Here is a 15,917-nt window from a genome sequence, read left to right on the forward strand (position 1 = left end):
GACCTTTCTTCTCCGAAGCGATCGTCAGTCGCGGCCAATGGTTAACCACACAAACCATTGTGAACACCATTGCTGCCCCCGGGGCCGCCGGGATTTCCCGGCCGCCCGTACCACGCCGGCACCCGCCTGCAGGACATCCGTTCCCCCACCACCGACCAGGAGTGAATCGATGAGGATTCCGAAGATCGCGATCGGCGCGATCCTGACCAGTGCAACGCTCGTGCTCGCCGGGTGCGGTTCCGGCTCCGACACCGGGGGGAGCAGCACCGCACAGGGTGCCGGCACCATCGTGGTGGCGATGCCTCTTCCGCTGACCAGTGGCAACGCCACCACCGCGCAGCAGATCCTGAACGCCGGGGAGCTGGCAGTGAAGGAGATCAACGCGGCGGGCGGCGCCGGCGGCAAACAGTTGGAGATCAAGTCCTACGACGACCAGCTGACGGCCGACGAGACGGCGAAGGTGACGCAACGGGCGATCACCGTCGACGGTGCACAGGTCTTCATCGGCGCCTACACGACCATCGAAGGGCTGGCGATCCGCCAGCTGACCGACCCGCGCAAGATCGTGTTCATGTCTCCGTCGACCATCTCGCCGCAACTGACCGACGGCTCGCAGTTCGTCTTCCGGACGACGCATGTGCAGACCGACTACCCGGCGTTGTTCGCTGCCGCCGCGAAGAACCTGGGCATGAAGAAGGTCGTTGTGCTGCACGATGACTCACCGTCAGGTTCGACACTGTGGGAGGCCACCAACACCGCGCTGACCGAGGCCGGCGTCACCGCTGGTACCGAGGTCGGCTACGCGCTCAACGCCACCGACGTGTCCTCGGCGATCGCCGCGGTCAAGGCGCAGGACCCGGACGGGATCGTCCTCATCGGTTCGTCGGCGGCGGATGCCGGTCTCGACATCAAGACGATGGCGGAGCAGGGCCTGGACGTGCCGGTGCTCGGACTGTCGTCGCCGGTCGCGCCCGACGCCGTCCGTATCGGCGGTGACGCCTACAAGCAGATCAAGATCTACAGCATCCAGAACAAGCAGCCCGACAAGCCCGCCTACGCCGAGTTCGCCAAGAAGTACGCGGCCGAGTACGGCGGGACCGCGGAGGAGGCTGCAGGCGGTCTGGCGGAACCGGCCGGAGCCACCTACGACGCCTTCATGTTGCTCAAGAAGGCGCTCGACGTGACAGGTGGTGACACCGATGGTGACAAGCTGAAGGCAGCCCTGGTCGCGCTGCCGCCGTACGCAGGTGTGGCCGGCAAGGAAGGTTCCACGATCTCCTGGGCGAATGGACCGAACGGCTTCAGCAATGCGATGAGCACCTTGGAATACGACCCGGAATCCGGCTTGCTCATCACCGCACCCTGACGCAGGTCGACGTCCGCCCGGCCGTTTCGGCAACGACGCTGCCGGGCGGACGCCGGCCCCGCGGCCGCTGGGGATACCTACCCGGCGATCTGAACGGAAGGACCCACGTGACGGAGATTCCGGGAACAGTGCGCGGGCCGTTCTTCGATGAACTGGAGATCGGCCAGGTGTTCGCCGACTCGCCGTCGGTGACGATCACCGAGGGCATGCGTGCGGTCCACCGGTCGATCGTCGGGAACCGGTTGCCCCTCGCCCTCGACGACGGACTGGCAAGGAGGGTGACCGGAGCTCCCTTCGTGCAGCCGTCGCTGGTGTGGGACATCTCGATCGGGCAGTCCACCGCCGTGACGCAACACGTGCGGGCGAACCTGTTCTACCGTCACCTGGGGTTCGGGCGCTTCCCGACGGTCGGCGACACACTGCACACGACGACGACAGTCGAAGCGCTGCGCGAGAACTCGGTGCGCGAGGGCCGCCCGCCGACCGGGTTGGCGGTCCTGCACATCGTCACCAAGGACCAGACAGGCTCTGTTGTCCTCGACTACCTTCGCTGCGCCATGTTGCTGCAGTCCGGTCTGCAGGTCGGGACAGGGCGCCGGGACGACCTGTCCTCTTCCGTGGACGTGATCGACTTCGGGATCGAGGGTGACCTTCGAGCTTGGGATCTCGCGGCATTCCGGGCGGCCGTGCCCGGCGAGCACTTCGCGGCGATGACCGTGGGTCGCCGGTGGCAGGTCAAGATGCCCGATCTGGTCAGCAGCGCGCCGGAACTGGCTCGGCTCACCGGCAACATCGCGACGATCCACCACGATGCACGGGCGGCCGGCGGACGTCGGCTGGTGTACGGCGGTCACACCATCGGTCTCGCCCTCCATCAGATGTGCCTGGCTGTACCGACTCTCGTCACGGTGCTGAGGTGGGAGGGGTGCGACCACACCGGGCCGGTGTACGAGGGGGACCTGCTCGGTGCCTCCATCGAGGTGGTGGGCCGGCGCGCGCTCGACATGGGCGGCGGGATCGTCGATCTGCATGTCGAGGTGGATGCCCGCCGCGACGACGGCTCGGACGGCGGCCGGGTCCTGGACTGGACCCTCGCCGCCGTGGTGGCTTGAGGAAGGCCCGGGTGGAGGCGGAGGTGGTATCGACAGGGCGCCCCGGGGCGGTCCGGTGAACGATCTCGGCGGTGTGGCAGCGCTGTTCGTGCCGGGCAACCGCCCCGATCGATTCGCGAAGGCCGGTGCGGCCGGTGATGTCGTGGTCCTCGACCTCGAGGACGCGGTACCGGACGACGAGAAGGACGCAGCCCTGCTGCATGTGCTGGATGCCCTCGGAACCGGCGGGATGCGTGCGGTGGTCCGCATGGTCGCACCGACCGACTCGTGTGCGGAGCACCAGCTGCGGGAGCTGGCCGCCCGGGCCGGACCGAACCTGCAGGGCGTCATGATCCCCAAGGCGGACGATGCGTCGGCGGTCAGCGCCATCTCCGCCCAATTGGCAGCGGTCGGCGTGCCGGTCGTTCCCTTGATCGAGACGGCGGCCGGAGTGATGGCGGCGCGAGAGGTGGCAGCCGTCCCCGGGGTGCGCCGGATCGCCCTCGGGTTGCTGGACCTGGCTGCCGAGCTGGGCGTCGAGTCCGATTCGCCGGCGCTGGACCACGCCCGTGCTGCGGTGGTGTTCGCTTCCGCGGCCGCCGGTCTGACACCGCCGTGGGACAGTCCGTCACCCGACATCAACGATCTCGATGCCGTGCGCCGGGCGGCGTGTCGCGGTCGCGCCTGGGGTTTCGGCGGCGCGCTCTGCATTCACCCCGCACAGGTCGGTGTGGTCCGGGAGTCCTACGAACCCTCCGCGGAGGAGACGAGGTGGGCGATGTCGGTGGTCTCCGCCGGGGACGCCGCCGTCCAGGTCGACGGCCGCATGGTCGACCGTCCGGTGGTGGAGCGTGCTCGGCGCATCCTCGATCGGTCGCGTCGAGAGCTGCGTTGAGCCGCGGATCAGCTGGTCGGTGCACCTTCAGCGGCCACCTGCTGCCCGGCCACCCACGCCTGCCAGAGGCCGGCATAGACACCACCGGCGCCGACCAGCTCCGCGTGTGACCCCTGCTCGACGACGCGCCCGCGGTCCAGTACCAGGATGCGGTCGCAGGCGGCGGCCTGGGAGAGGCGGTGGGCGATGACGATGCCGGTCCGGCCGGCGAGAACCGCTGCGGCGGAACGGTCGAGCTGGTCGGCGTGGGCGGAGCCGGCCTCGGCGGTCGCCTCGTCCAGGATGGCCAGGTCGGAGTCGGCGAGCTGCAGCCGGGCGAGGGCGAGCAGCTGGGCCTGGGCATCGGTGAGGGAGTGCCCGCCGGCGCCGACCACGGTGTCGAGGCCGTCCGGCAGGGCGAGCAGGGCTGCTGCGCCGGTGGTCTCGAGCGCCACCCGGATGTCGCGGTCGGTGGCGTCGGGGGCGGCGAGGGTGAGGTTGTCGCGGAGGGTGCCGGCGAACACGTGCACCTCCTGCGTGATGACCGCCGTGCGGAGGGGACGGTGCACCGTCCCCGAGTCGGGCCGGAGCGTGCCGGCGATGACGGCGGCGAGTGTGGTCTTGCCGGCGCCGGACCGGCCGACGACCGCGAGTTGACCGCCGGCCGGAATGTCCAGGTCGATGTCGGCGAGCACGGGTGGGCCTCCGCCGTAACGGAACTCGACCCCGCGCAGTCGGACGGCTGCCGGCACACCCGGTCGGGTCGAAACGGTCCCGGGATCCGTCACCGGGACGGTGACCACCCCGATCATCCGGCTGAGCGACGCGAGTGCGGACTGGAGGGTGTCGACGACGAACAGCAGTTGGTTGACCGGTCCCAGCAGGCGCAGCACCATCAGCACGGCGGTGGTGGCGGCGCCCACGGTGGACATGTCCCGATCGATCAGCACGAACCCGACGACGAGAACTGCGGCGAGGCTGAGACATTCGCCGAGGTTGAGGCGCGCGTTCAGCATGCTCTGCACGGTGCGGGCCCGGAGGGACCGCACGGCGACCGCCCAGGAGAACGCCATCACCGCGCGGTGGCGGGTCGTGCCGAGCCCGAAACCGAGCACGGTGGCATACCCCCGTTGGGACTCAAGGATCTGCTGCGCGCGGGCGCTCATCGCAGTGCGCTCGGCGCGGTAGACCCGCGGGCCGGTGCGCAGGTACCACCGCATGACGAACGCGTACACGGGCAAGACCACCGCGAGGGCCACCGCGTACGGCCACTCGAGCGCGGCCAGGCCGACCAGCGACACGACGATGCTGAACGTGGAGACGCTCAGCGCGGGGATCACCGTCGGCGCGGCATCCGCGACCGCGGTGACGTCGTCGCTGGACCGGGAGATGAGGTCGCCGGTGCCGGCGCGCTCGACGAGGTGCCGGGGGAGTGTCATGGCCCGGTCCACCAGTTGCTCCCGCAGCGCGGCGAGCACGGTGTGGTACGCACGGGCGGCCAGCACGACGGTCGCTGCGATGCAGGCGGTGCCCAGCACCGCGGAGACGGCCATGAGGGCGCCGACCAGCAGCACGGTGCCGGAACCTGCGGTGCCGGCCCGCACCCGGTCGACCAGGACGCCGATCGCCACCGGCGGGATCAGATCGATGCCGGTGCCGGCGATCCCGAGCAACGCGACGGCTGCCAGCCGGAGCCGGTGGCCACGGCTGAGACGCCAGAGCTCACGGGCGGTCTCGCGGCCACCGGCGATCGGTAGCCCGGTCCCGGCCGGGTCGGCCGCAGCTCTCGATCCGGAAGCTGTCACGACGGCGCTCCCGAGCGCGCGGGGACGTCCGCGAGCAGGTCGACCACCCGGTCGCAGCCGGCGAGCAGTGCCGGGGACGAGGTGACCACGAGGGTGGACAGCCCCGCGCGGACCTCGTGGAGCCGCATCGCGATCGCATGTTCGGTGACCGGGTCCACCGCGGACGTCGGGTCGTGCAGGACCAGCACCGGCGGCGCAGCGGCCAGGGCGCGGGCGAGCGCGACCCGCTGGCGCTGCCCGCCGGACAGCCGCCCGCCGTCCTCGCCGACATGGCTGTCCAGGTCCGTCGCGAAGTCCTCGCACGCGGCCGCCCAAACGGCCTGTTCCGGTCGTGCGGACCGGTGCGCGCCGGTGGTGAGGTTGTCCCGGATGGTCCCGGTGAACAAGGTGGCCCGATGCGGCGCGACGGTGATCCTGGAGCGGTACGTCCCGGGGCCGAGTTCCCGGGCGGCGATGCCGTCGAGCCGCGCGTGGAACGGAGACCCGGCCCACGGATCCAGCAGAGCCTCGACGATGCCTGCGGCGGTGAGATCGTCGGCGCGGACCCCGACCATCTCGCCGGCCCCCACCCGGAGCACCACGTCCTGTGGCAGCGCCACCTCCAGCACCGGCAGCGGCGCGGGCAGCGGTGCATCACCCGGTACCCGGCCGACACCGGGGTGGTGGCCGAGCACGTCGAGCAGCCGCGCGGACGAGGCGCGGGCCCCGGCGAGATTGGGCACCGACAGCGTTGCGATCGACTCGATCTGCGGCAGCACGGCCTGGGTGAGGCCGACGGTGGCGATCAACTCGCCGATGCCGATCCGACCGCTCACCGCCAGCCAACCGGCCAGGGCCGTCACACCCGCGACGAACACGCCGCCGATCACCCCGGAGCCCAGGAGGAAACTCCCCAGGACACGCGCATTGCGCGTCGCGCCGGCGAGCGCCTCCTGGCTCGCCTCCCGGTACCGACGGGTGGCCTCGGCCTCGGCGCGGATCCCTTTGATGACGCGGTACCCGGTGACCAGGTCCGTCGCCCGGCCGACGGTGGTGGCGAGCAGACCCTGGTACGCGCGGGTGTCGCGGGACAGTCGCTCGCTGGACACACCCATCAACCACACCGTCAGCGGCGCCCCCACCAGCACGACGGCACCGAGCAGCCAGTGCACCGTGAACAGCGACACCGCGATGAAGCCGATGGCCGCGATCCGGGAGACCGGCACGATGGCAAGGATGCCGGCGTTGGCCACCCGCGCCACATCACTGGTCATCACCGAGACCAGGCTGCCGTCCGGGGGCGGCGCCCCGCCGCCGACCGGGTGCAGCACCCGGGTGGAGAGAGTGCTGCGCAGCCGGTGCTGGAGCAGTTGCACCGCGTAGGCGGTGAGCCGGTTGGCGAACCTCGCCCCCAGGGTCAGCACGACGTACAAGGCCACCAGGACGCCGATCCACAGCAACAGCTGCGCCGGGTCGCCGGTGGCGAGCGCCCGGTCGATCGCCACCCCCATCACCACCGGCACCGCTGACTCGCCCACCTGCCAGACGATCGCCAGCAGCATCGCCGGGACGGTGACCCGCTTGACCGACAGCACGACCCGCAGCAGGAACCGGCCCGCCGTCGTACCCGGGCCGATCGCGAACGGTGCGGCGTCCACCGGCTCCGCAGGGGCCGGCATCACCACCGGCAGCCACCGGGTCAGCCGACCGCGACCCAGCCCGGCCGGATCGGCATCCGCGCCCCTCATGGCCGCTCCGGCGGGAAGCACCACTGCAGTGCATCGGCGAAAAGGCCGCGCCACCAGGCGTAGTCGTGCCCGCCCGCGAACTCCCGGTGGACGGTGTCGTAGCCCCGGTCGGTGAGCACCTGGTGCAGCCAGCGGCTGTGCGTCACCGACCCCTCCAGCTCCCCGGCGTCGTGGAAGATCCGGACCGGGGCCGGTGCCGCTGCCAGGACATCGGCGATCAGTGTCGGAACAGGGTTGCGGCGCAGCAGATCTCCCGCCCCGGTGCCGTACACGGTGTCGGGATGGTAGGCGCACGAGGGGGACTGCAGGACGGCGTTCCCGAAGGCCGCCGGATGGTGCAACGCCGTCCAGGCCGCGCAGAGCCCGCCGAAACTCTCGCCGGCCAGCGCCACATCGGCCGGGTCATGCGACAGCGGATGACGGTCGCGGAGCCACGGCAGCAGCTCCTCGACCAGCATCCGGGAGAACTGCGGGTCGCAGCGCAGCTCCTGGTAGCGCAGCGGCCCGAGCTGGTCGACCAGCACCACCGCACACGGCCGGATCCGGCCCGCCCGGACCAGGGCGTCCCGCACCGCGGGCGCGCTGTGGTCGGGGGTGCCGTCCAGCTGGACCACGAACGGCAGCGGTGTCCCCTCCGGCGACCCGCCGGGCGGCATCGAGACCCAGATACGCCGCTCATTGCCCAGGATCGCACTGCGCAGCACGGCGCTGGCGACCGTTGGCGCAGTGAGTGTCTCGGCCTCCGCGAGCCAGGGGAGCGCCGCCGCGTCCGGCAGCGTCGCCACCGACGACCCGGAGAACCGGGCTTCCGGGTAGTCGGAGAACGGCGGCGGCGGGTTGAACGGGTCCGGGACGTGCGTGTCCGTGCCGTCCGGCCCGCTGCGGGTGAAGACGTAGGAGAACCGGAGGTCGGACCGCATCCGCAGGGTCAGCGCGCGGAACGGTGTCCCGGCCACGGGAGTGAACGGCACATCGACGGTGTTGCGGCCGACGACCGGCCCGATCGCCACCGACAACCGGCTCACCGCTGCGCTTCCCGGCTCGTCGACGAAGGTGACTGCCACCTCGCCGGCGGTGGTGCGCTCCACCATCGGCGCGCCGGTGTCCCGCAGGTGCTGCCGGAACTCCTCGTGGCCCCGGCGGCCCGCCGCCACCTCCTCGAGCAACGGGTGTACAGGCACGGCAGGGTCTCTCGCCATTGCGGTGCTCACGCCGTGCCCCGCTCCGGGCCGGCGGTGCGACCGCGGCCGAGCGGCACCACCTGCGGTGTCCCGGCCACCGGATCGGGCACCACCAGGCACCGCAGCCCGAATACCTCCTCGACGCGCTCGGCAGTCACGATCCGTTCCGGTGGTCCCTCGGCCAGCACGCGTCCGTCCTTCATCGCGATCAGGTGCGTGCCGTACCGGGCGGCCTGGTTGAGGTCGTGCAGGACGGCCACCAGGGTGCGGCCGGCCAGGTGCAGATCGGTGAACAGCTCCAGGAGCTCGATCTGATGGGTGATGTCGAGGAACGTCGTCGGCTCGTCGAGCAGCAGGATGTCGGTGTGCTGGGCCAGCACCATGGCCACCCAGACCCGCTGCCGCTGACCGCCGGACAGCTCGTCCACCAGCCGGCCGGCCAGGTCGGTGATCCCGGTGTCGTCCATCGCCACCGCGACGGCCTGTTCGTCGGTCTCCGTCCACTGCCGGAGCACACCCTGGTGCGGGTACCGGCCGCGCGCCACCAGGTCGGCGACGGTGATGCCGTCCGGTGCGATCGCCGTCTGCGGCAGCAGCCCGATCCGGCGCGCCACCTCCTTGGTGCTGTAGGTCCGGATGTCGGCGCCGTCCAGGACCACCTGACCGTCCGACGGCCGGAGCAGTCGGGACAGACCGCGGAGCAGGGTGGACTTGCCACACGCGTTCGGTCCGACGATCACCGTGAACGACCCGTCCGGGATCGACACACACAGGTCCTGGCTGATGATCCGCCGGTCGTAGCTGATCGTCGCGTGGTCCAGATGCAGCCGGCCGTGCCCGGTCCGGGTCGGGCCGGGGCGCAGAACCTCTGCTGCGGCGGTGGTGTCGGTGCGGGCCTTCACAGCCGTCTCCCCGCTTCGATGAACAGCAGGTAGCAGAGGTAGCTGCCGCCGAGCATCACCGTGATGATCCCGACCGGCAGCGGGGTGGGCCCGATGTGCTGGGCGATCTGGTCCGCGATCAGGCACAGCAGCGCGCCGATCAACGCGGCCGGCGCGAGGGTGATGCCCGCGGTGCGGGCGAGCCGGCGGGCGATCTGCGGGGCGACCAGGGAGATGAACGCGATCGGGCCGGAAGCCGCCGTCACGATCGCGGTCAGCGCGACCCCGACCAGGACCAGCCCGAGACGTGCGGATGCCACCGGCACACCTTGCGAGGCGGCGACGTCGTCGCCGAGCTCCAGCTGCCGCATCGGCCGGCCGAGCGCGGCGGCGAGCAGCAGGAACGCGGCGATGCAGGCACCGCCGACGGCCACCTGGGCCCAGGACACGCCGTTGAGGGATCCGGTGCCCCAGGCGGCGGCGGCCAGCGCCTGCTCGAGCTTCGCCTTGAGCATCAACCAGGTGTTGAGCGACATGAGGATCGCGGAGACGGCGATGCCGACGACGATCAGCCGGAATCCCTGCACACCCCGCCGGTAGGCCAGCAGGTACACGGCGAGAGCCGTGGCCAGGCCACCGATCAGGGCCCCGCCGACCAGCTGCCAGTAACTGCCGTCGATGACCAGGATGACGATCAGTGCGCCGGTGTAGGAGCCGTGGGAGAAGCCGATGACGCCCGGGTCGGCGAGCGGGTTGCGCAGCATCGACTGGAACACCGCGCCCGATACACCGAGAGCGGCGCCGAACACCACCGCGGCGGCCACCCGTGGCCCCCGCCACTCGACGACGATGTCGTGCACCAGCCCGGTCTGGCCACCGGTCAGCGCGGAGAACACCTGGCCGGGGTTCAGCGGGTACGAACCGATCATCAGGGACACCACGACCGCCACGGCGAGGGTCAGGGTGAGCACCGAGCAGACCACGAGCGGGCGCCGGCCGAGCCGCAGCGCGATGCCCCACCGCCGCAGCACCACCACCCGCCGACCGACATCGACGGTCCGCCGGGCGGTTCCGTCCGCCTGGCGACGGCGCGCTGCCGACACCTCCGCGCTCACAGCCCGCTCGCCTTCCGCCGCCGCACCATGACGATCAGCACCGGGGCGCCGACGAACGCGGTGACGATCCCGACGGGGATCTCGCCGGGATGCATCACGATGCGGCCGAGGATGTCGGAGGCCAGCAGCAGGACCGAGGCCAGCAGCACGCTGTAGGCGAAGATCCAGCGGTGGTCCGGGCCGACGATCCAGCGGGCGACGTGCGGCACCATCAAGCCGACGAACCCGATCGGACCGGCGATCGCGGTGGCGCCGCCGGCGAGCAGGGTGAGCGCGACCACCGCCAGGATGCGGGTCCGGGTCAGCAGGACACCCTGGGCGACGGCGAGCTCGTCGCCCAGGGCCATGGCGTTGAGCGGGCCGGCCACCACGAAGGCCAGGACGAGCGCCACCGCGAAGAACGGCAGGATCGGCCACACCAGGTCCAGCGGGCGGCCCAGGATCGATCCGGCGTCCCAGGACCGCAGCGCGTCGAACGCGTCCGGGTTGGTCTGCTGCAACGCCTCCCGGGCGCCGCCGAGCACCGCGCCGACGCAGACGCCGGCCAGGACCATCACCACCGGCGAGCGGCCCTGCCGGGTCGACCCGAGGGCGAGCACCAGCAGCGTGACGACCAGCGCACCGGCGAAGGCGAACCACCGGTAGTCGCCGATCGCGGTGACGCCGAGCAGGCCCACCGCGACCGTCACCGCGAAGGAGGCGCCCGCCTGCACGCCCAGGATGCCCGGGTCGGCCAGCGGGTTGCGGGTCAGCGCCTGGATGAGGGCGCCGGCCAGGCCGAGGGCGGCGCCGACCACCAGACCGACAACGGTGCGGGGCAAACGGTAGTCGCGGATCGCGTACTGGTCGATGTCGGCCGACGCGCGGAACAGCGCATCCCACACCACCGACGGCGCGATCGTCGTCGACCCGATCATCACGCTCAGCACCACCAGCACCAGCAGGGTCACCAGTGCGACGAGCAGTCCGATCAGACGCCGACGCGGCCCGGGCCCCCGCCGGCGGCGGGTGCCCGGGCCGTCGTGCCGCACGGCGAAAGCTGTCACCCCTGCGCGGGGAGCGACGCCAGCGCGGCGTCGAGCGAGTCCAGGTACTGCAGGACGGGTCCGTAGGAGTTGTTGCCGGGGCAGAAGAGCCCGAGCGCACGACCGGAGGCCACGGCCGGCAGCGCCTTCCAGGTGTTGCTGTCGACCACCGCCTGGAACGCCTCCTTCGGCTTGCCCTCCGCGTCGACCGGGTAGGTGATCACGTCGTAGTCGGCCAGCTCGGCGATCTGCTCGAACGACAACGACGCCCAGGCCAGCGGATCCGCACCCTCGGCGGCCTGCGGGAAGTTCATGCCGATGTCACCCTGGGCGATCTCGACGCAGCCGATGTCCGAGACGGCGAACGTGCCCGGGTCCGAGTTCGACCAGCGGTCCACGTTGACGAACGAGGTGTCGGCGATGATCTCCGGATAGGTCTCCTCGATCGAGGCCAGCTTCGTGGCGAACGCGTCCTTCTGCTCGTCGAGACCGTCGGTGACGTCACCGGCCTCCGCCAGCCCGTCGGCGAGTTCCTTCCACTCCACGTCGAGACCCCAGAAGACGGTCGGGGCAATGGAAGTCAGCTGCTTCTCGATCTGCTCGAACTCGCTGTCGGGCAGCTGGACCAGGATGAGGTCCGGCTCCAGGCCGGCGAGCTGCTCCATGTCGACCTGGTCACCGCTGGTACCCAGGTTGGTGGCGGCCGCGTAGGCGGCCTGCTGCGCCTCGGGGATGAGGCCGATGTCGGAGGCGCTCTCCTCGGTGACACCGACCGGCTCGCCGCCCATGTCGATGAACGGCAGGGTGGTGTTGCCGATGGTGACGACCCGCTGCGGGTCGGCCGGGATCTCGATGCTGCCGTTGCCGGCCTGCACCGTCCGCGTCGCGCTGCCGGCGCTCTCGCTGGTGGAGGTCGCATCACTGGTCGCGGCGCTCGTGGTACCGGAGGTCGCCGGGCTGTCGCTGCTGGTGCCCGCCGAGCTGCTCGCCGCGGTGGTGGCGGCAGGGGTGGTGGTGGCGCCGGATCCGGCGGCCGGCTGGTCGCTGCCACAACCGCTGAGCACCAACGCGATACCCGCGATGGCGGTGGTCAGGGCAGCGCCGCCGCGTCGGCGTCGTGTCGTGATCATGGATGTTCTGCTTCCTGTTGTTCGGGCTGATCGGTGGGTCGGGTCAGAGGCCGGTGGGTCGGGTCAGAGGTCGGTGGGCCGGGTGACCGGTGCCGTGGGCCGGAGGTCGTGGACGGTGGTGCCGTGGCCGACGGTGTGGGTCGCGCCGCGGAGCAGCCCGGCCCTGGTGATGACGGCGTCGAGTTCGGCCGCCGTGCGCATGCCGGACCCGTGCACGGTCAAGGCGAGCAGGTCGGCCTCGGCGTCGTGCTCGTCGAGATCACCGGTGTCGAAGGTCTCCTCGATCAGCAGCACGCGGCCGCCGGGAAGCAGACCGTCGGCGGCACGGCGCAGGGCATGGGTGGCGTCCGGATCGGGAAGTGGCTGCAGCGCGCGGGCGATCAGCACCGCGTCCGCGGCCGGTCCGGCCTCGAAGATCGACTGCTCGAGCACGGTCACCCGCTCCCGCTGGTGCGCGTCGAGGTCGGAGTCGGCCAGGTCCCGGCGCAGCCAGTCGGCCTGCGCGGGCAGTGCGCAGATCGTCACCCGCAGATCCGGGTGCGCGGCCACGAACTCCTGTGCCTGCACCCCCGCGCCGGCGGAGTGGACGACCAGGTGCCGGACATCGGTCAGGAGGCCCGACGCTGCGATGGCCAGGGCAGGAGCCGACTGGAAGCCCGCGATGCGGTCCAGGTAGCGGTCCTCGTAGTCCTGCTCGGCCCGCACGTCGGCGAAGGCCTGACCGGTGACCGAGGCGTACGCGGAGCGGCCGGACCGCACCGACCCGACGAGACCGAGGATGCCGAGCATCTCCCGCCCCCGTACCCCGCGCGGGTGCAGCGAGTCGGCCATGAAGTCGACGGTCAGCACCTCACCCACCGGCGTGAGCCCGTAACGTCCGGGCGCGGTTGTGGTGAGCAGGCCGATGGACTGCAGGTAACGCAGCAGCTTGCCCAGCGCGCGTTCGTCGGACCCGGTGGCGACCGCGAGGTCCGCGACGCCGGTGGTCCCACGGGAGATCAGGTCGGGGACACCCAGTTCCACGGCGGTCCGGATGGCGATCGGCCGGATCAGCTCGGTCAGCTCGTGCAAGCGCTCGAACGGCGTGACCGACTTCTCGGGATCCGGTACGGCGTCGTCGATCTCGGAGGCGATCACCTCGCCGCGGCGCCAGTACCCGGTGAACTCGACGTCCCCCTTGGGCATCCTGCGGTCCTCCAGCAGGTGCCGGCGCAGGTCACGTACGGCGGTGCGTTCCCCGGCGACCCAGGCGAACGGGCGGCCGTCCCACCACGTGCTGCCGCGGACGGTGTCCACCAGCAGCGTGGTCGTGCCGGCCTCGGCGCCGTCGCGGACCAGCCAGGTGACCTCCACCCGGGGGAGCGGCCGCAGCTCGATCCGGTGCGCGGCCTCGGCGACCTCGACGAACACCTGCGCCCTCGTGTCCTCCGGAAGCTGGTCGAGCAGGCGGGCGATCGCGGGGAGGGCGGTGTCGTCGCCCGCCACCAGCAGCCAGTCGGTGTGCTGCGGGAGCGCCCGGGACGTCGAGGGGCCGTAGAGGTGGAGGGCGTCCCCGGGACGGGCGCGGGCCGCCCAGGTGGTGCCGACCCCGATGCCGTGCCGGACGAATTCGACGTCCAGCTCACCGGCGTCGGGATCCCAGCGCCGCACGGTGTACTCCCGCGACAGCGGGCGGGGGTGCCGCGGCACGTCGAGACCGTTCTCCAGCTGGACCGGGAGGACAGGGACCGAGGCGCCGGGATGGCAGAAGAGCAACCGGATGTCGTCGTCGAAGCCGGTCGACTCGAAGGCGGGCTGCCGGAAGCCGTTGCTCGAGATGAACGCACCGAGCTGGGCGCCGGTCAGGGTGATGCGCCGCAGACCGGAGGAGAGGTCGGCGACCCGCAGCACCTCGACCTGACGCAGGGTCGTCGGGCGCACGGTGAGTCGACGCGCGGTCCTCGGCATGCGCAGCGGCCCTTTCCGTGAGGTCGAGGTCGGATCGGCCGCGCTCGAACGTGTCAGAGGTTAGGAAACCTTTCCTTCAATGGTGTGCGCAGACTGCCGTATCGTGAGGATGTGATCTGGACCTTTCCGGCACTCGCCGGCACCGGGGGGCCGCCGCCGTTGCCCGCCGCCCGATCCGACTCGACCGGTCAGTCCCGCCGGCCGCTGGTGATCTGGGTGCGCACCGGGGAGGCGCACGTGCACATCGACCACTCGGTGGCCGTGCACCTGACGGCCGGGACGGGGGTCTGGATCCCCGCGGACGGCTGGCACCACCGCGCGGTCGTCACCGAGCCGGGCACCGTCGCGTTCCCGCTGTGGCCCGGCCCCGTCGCCCGGCCGGTGGCGGAACCGACGCGGTTCGACGTGCCGGACGATTGGCAGGACTGGTTGATCCAGCAGTTCAACCTGCAGATCACCCCGCTGCGCGGGGCCGGGATCCCTTCCGATGCGATCGGCGACCTCCTCCGGCGCAGTCCGTCCCGCCCGCCGACGGTGGCCGGGCCGGAGACCGCCACGCCCGCCGTGCCCCTTGATCCGCCGGCCATGCCGAGAACCCGTGGCGCGAGGGCGGTGGCGGAGGCCTTGAGTCGCGATCCCGCTGTCGATCTCACGGTCGAGCAGTGGGCGGCGAAGGTGCTGTCCAGCCCGCGCACCCTGCGCCGCGACTTCCTCTCGGGGACCGGGGTGACCTTCGAGCAGTGGCGGCTGGACTGCCGGTTGTCCGCGGCCGTGGAGTTCCTCGGGTCGGGGTACGACGTCGACCAGGTGGCCGCGCGTGTCGGCTTCGCCAGCCGCAATGGTTTCACCCGTGCCTTCAAGCAGCGGTTCGCCTCGACCCCGCACGACTTCCGGCGCAGGCTCACCGTGCACCAGGCTGCCGCCCCCTCCCGGCGGGCCACGGCCGAGCGCCGGTCCGACGACCTGGTGAAACTGGTTCGTGAGCAACAGGTCTCGGAGGCACCCGCACTGCTCCCCGAGGCCCACACCGCCGCGCACGCCAACGACGCCCACGTGCTGAGCTGGGTGTACCGCGGCAGCGGGTACCTCGACGTCGCCGGCCGGCGGTACGAAAGGCGACGGGGCGACGCGATCTGGATCCCGGCCGGTGTCGAGCACGTCACCGGGCTCCGCCAGGGTTCGATCTCGCTGCCGGTGGGCGATGCCCGCCCGGGGGACCTGCGGCTGACAGTGCCGCTGCGGGTGCGGTTCTCGCCCGCCTGGGACGACTTCCTGATGTTCCACGGCATCAGCTCCAGGTCCATCCTGCAGCCCGACGACCACGACCCGGCGCAAATCGTCGGGCTGTTCCACGAGCAGCTCGCCGCCCAGCGTGTGCTGTCCGCGCCGATGCCGACCGACCCGACGGCCCGCGCCGCCGCGACCGACTTCCTCCGCACCATCGGCACCGGTGATCGATCCGCTGACCTTGACCTGCCCGCTGAGACCCATCGCGCCTTCCGCGAGGAGACCGGGATGACCTTCGCCCGCTGGCGCTACGCCGCCCGCATGCGCATCGCCCGTGACCTGCTCGCCGGCGGCGCGACCCCCGGCGCCGTCGCGCGCCGCGTCGGCTACGCCCACCTGCCGACCTTCAGTGCCGCCTTCGCCCGCTTCCACGGGGTGTCGCCGAGTGAGTACCGGGGTCAGGAGGCCGGGTCGGCCGGGTGATCGAACCCGCCGCCGATCGCCGCTGTTCGGCGTCGATCGACGGCGGCCGACGCCGAGAACCGAAG

At 71.7% G+C, this 15,917-nt stretch carries 12 protein-coding genes; 4 read left to right on the forward strand and 8 right to left on the reverse strand.

Translation table 11 applies throughout. The features are described 5' to 3' along the window. Positions 1–169 precede the first annotated feature (169 nt). From GIS00_RS00550 to GIS00_RS00560, 3 genes are all read left to right on the forward strand, one after another. Complete coding sequence (locus GIS00_RS00550) at positions 170–1,366, forward strand: ABC transporter substrate-binding protein (protein ID WP_196073052.1); 1,197 nt, start codon at positions 170–172, stop codon at positions 1,364–1,366. A gap of 107 nt (positions 1,367–1,473) precedes the next feature. After that, positions 1,474–2,478, forward strand: a complete 1,005-nt coding sequence (locus tag GIS00_RS00555) for a MaoC family dehydratase (RefSeq protein WP_230312705.1) — start codon at positions 1,474–1,476, stop codon at positions 2,476–2,478. Between the two features lie 55 nt (positions 2,479–2,533). Further along, positions 2,534–3,352: an HpcH/HpaI aldolase/citrate lyase family protein gene (locus GIS00_RS00560; RefSeq protein WP_322097295.1), complete on the forward strand. Its 819-nt coding sequence runs from the start codon at positions 2,534–2,536 to the stop codon at positions 3,350–3,352. Between the two features lie 8 nt (positions 3,353–3,360). On the opposite strand, the gene GIS00_RS00565 is transcribed toward GIS00_RS00560, so the two are convergent. The 8 genes from GIS00_RS00565 to GIS00_RS00600 form a co-directional block, all read right to left on the reverse strand. Beyond that, positions 3,361–5,136, reverse strand: a complete 1,776-nt coding sequence (locus GIS00_RS00565) for an ABC transporter ATP-binding protein (RefSeq protein WP_322097296.1) — start codon at positions 5,134–5,136, stop codon at positions 3,361–3,363. Then, complete coding sequence (locus tag GIS00_RS00570; RefSeq protein WP_154766506.1) at positions 5,133–6,863, reverse strand: ABC transporter transmembrane domain-containing protein; 1,731 nt, start codon at positions 6,861–6,863, stop codon at positions 5,133–5,135. The genes GIS00_RS00565 and GIS00_RS00570 overlap by 4 nt, the downstream gene beginning before the upstream one ends. Continuing rightward, positions 6,860–8,044: an alpha/beta hydrolase gene (locus GIS00_RS27110; protein WP_196073053.1), complete on the reverse strand. Its 1,185-nt coding sequence runs from the start codon at positions 8,042–8,044 to the stop codon at positions 6,860–6,862. The genes GIS00_RS00570 and GIS00_RS27110 overlap by 4 nt, the downstream gene beginning before the upstream one ends. A 26-nt stretch (positions 8,045–8,070) precedes the next feature. Then, complete coding sequence (locus GIS00_RS00580) at positions 8,071–8,907, reverse strand: ABC transporter ATP-binding protein (protein ID WP_154767745.1); 837 nt, start codon at positions 8,905–8,907, stop codon at positions 8,071–8,073. Positions 8,908–8,942: 35 nt separating this feature from the next. Further along, positions 8,943–10,040, reverse strand: coding sequence for a FecCD family ABC transporter permease (locus tag GIS00_RS00585; RefSeq protein ID WP_322097298.1), 1,098 nt, complete (start codon positions 10,038–10,040; stop codon positions 8,943–8,945). Beyond that, on the reverse strand, positions 10,037–11,086 hold the full coding sequence (locus GIS00_RS00590; RefSeq protein ID WP_322097299.1) for a FecCD family ABC transporter permease: 1,050 nt from the start codon (positions 11,084–11,086) through the stop codon (positions 10,037–10,039). The genes GIS00_RS00585 and GIS00_RS00590 overlap by 4 nt, the downstream gene beginning before the upstream one ends. Then, positions 11,083–12,195, reverse strand: coding sequence for an ABC transporter substrate-binding protein (locus tag GIS00_RS00595; protein WP_154766508.1), 1,113 nt, complete (start codon positions 12,193–12,195; stop codon positions 11,083–11,085). The genes GIS00_RS00590 and GIS00_RS00595 overlap by 4 nt, the downstream gene beginning before the upstream one ends. A gap of 63 nt (positions 12,196–12,258) precedes the next feature. Beyond that, positions 12,259–14,142, reverse strand: coding sequence for a siderophore-interacting protein (locus GIS00_RS00600; protein WP_154766509.1), 1,884 nt, complete (start codon positions 14,140–14,142; stop codon positions 12,259–12,261). A 111-nt stretch (positions 14,143–14,253) separates the two neighbouring features. On the opposite strand from GIS00_RS00600, the gene GIS00_RS00605 reads away from it, so the two are divergent. After that, on the forward strand, positions 14,254–15,852 hold the full coding sequence (locus GIS00_RS00605; RefSeq protein ID WP_322097300.1) for a helix-turn-helix domain-containing protein: 1,599 nt from the start codon (positions 14,254–14,256) through the stop codon (positions 15,850–15,852). Positions 15,853–15,917: the final 65 nt, after the last annotated feature.

The sequence above is a fragment of the Nakamurella alba genome (assembly GCF_009707545.1).
Taxonomy (GTDB): domain Bacteria; phylum Actinomycetota; class Actinomycetes; order Mycobacteriales; family Nakamurellaceae; genus Nakamurella; species Nakamurella alba.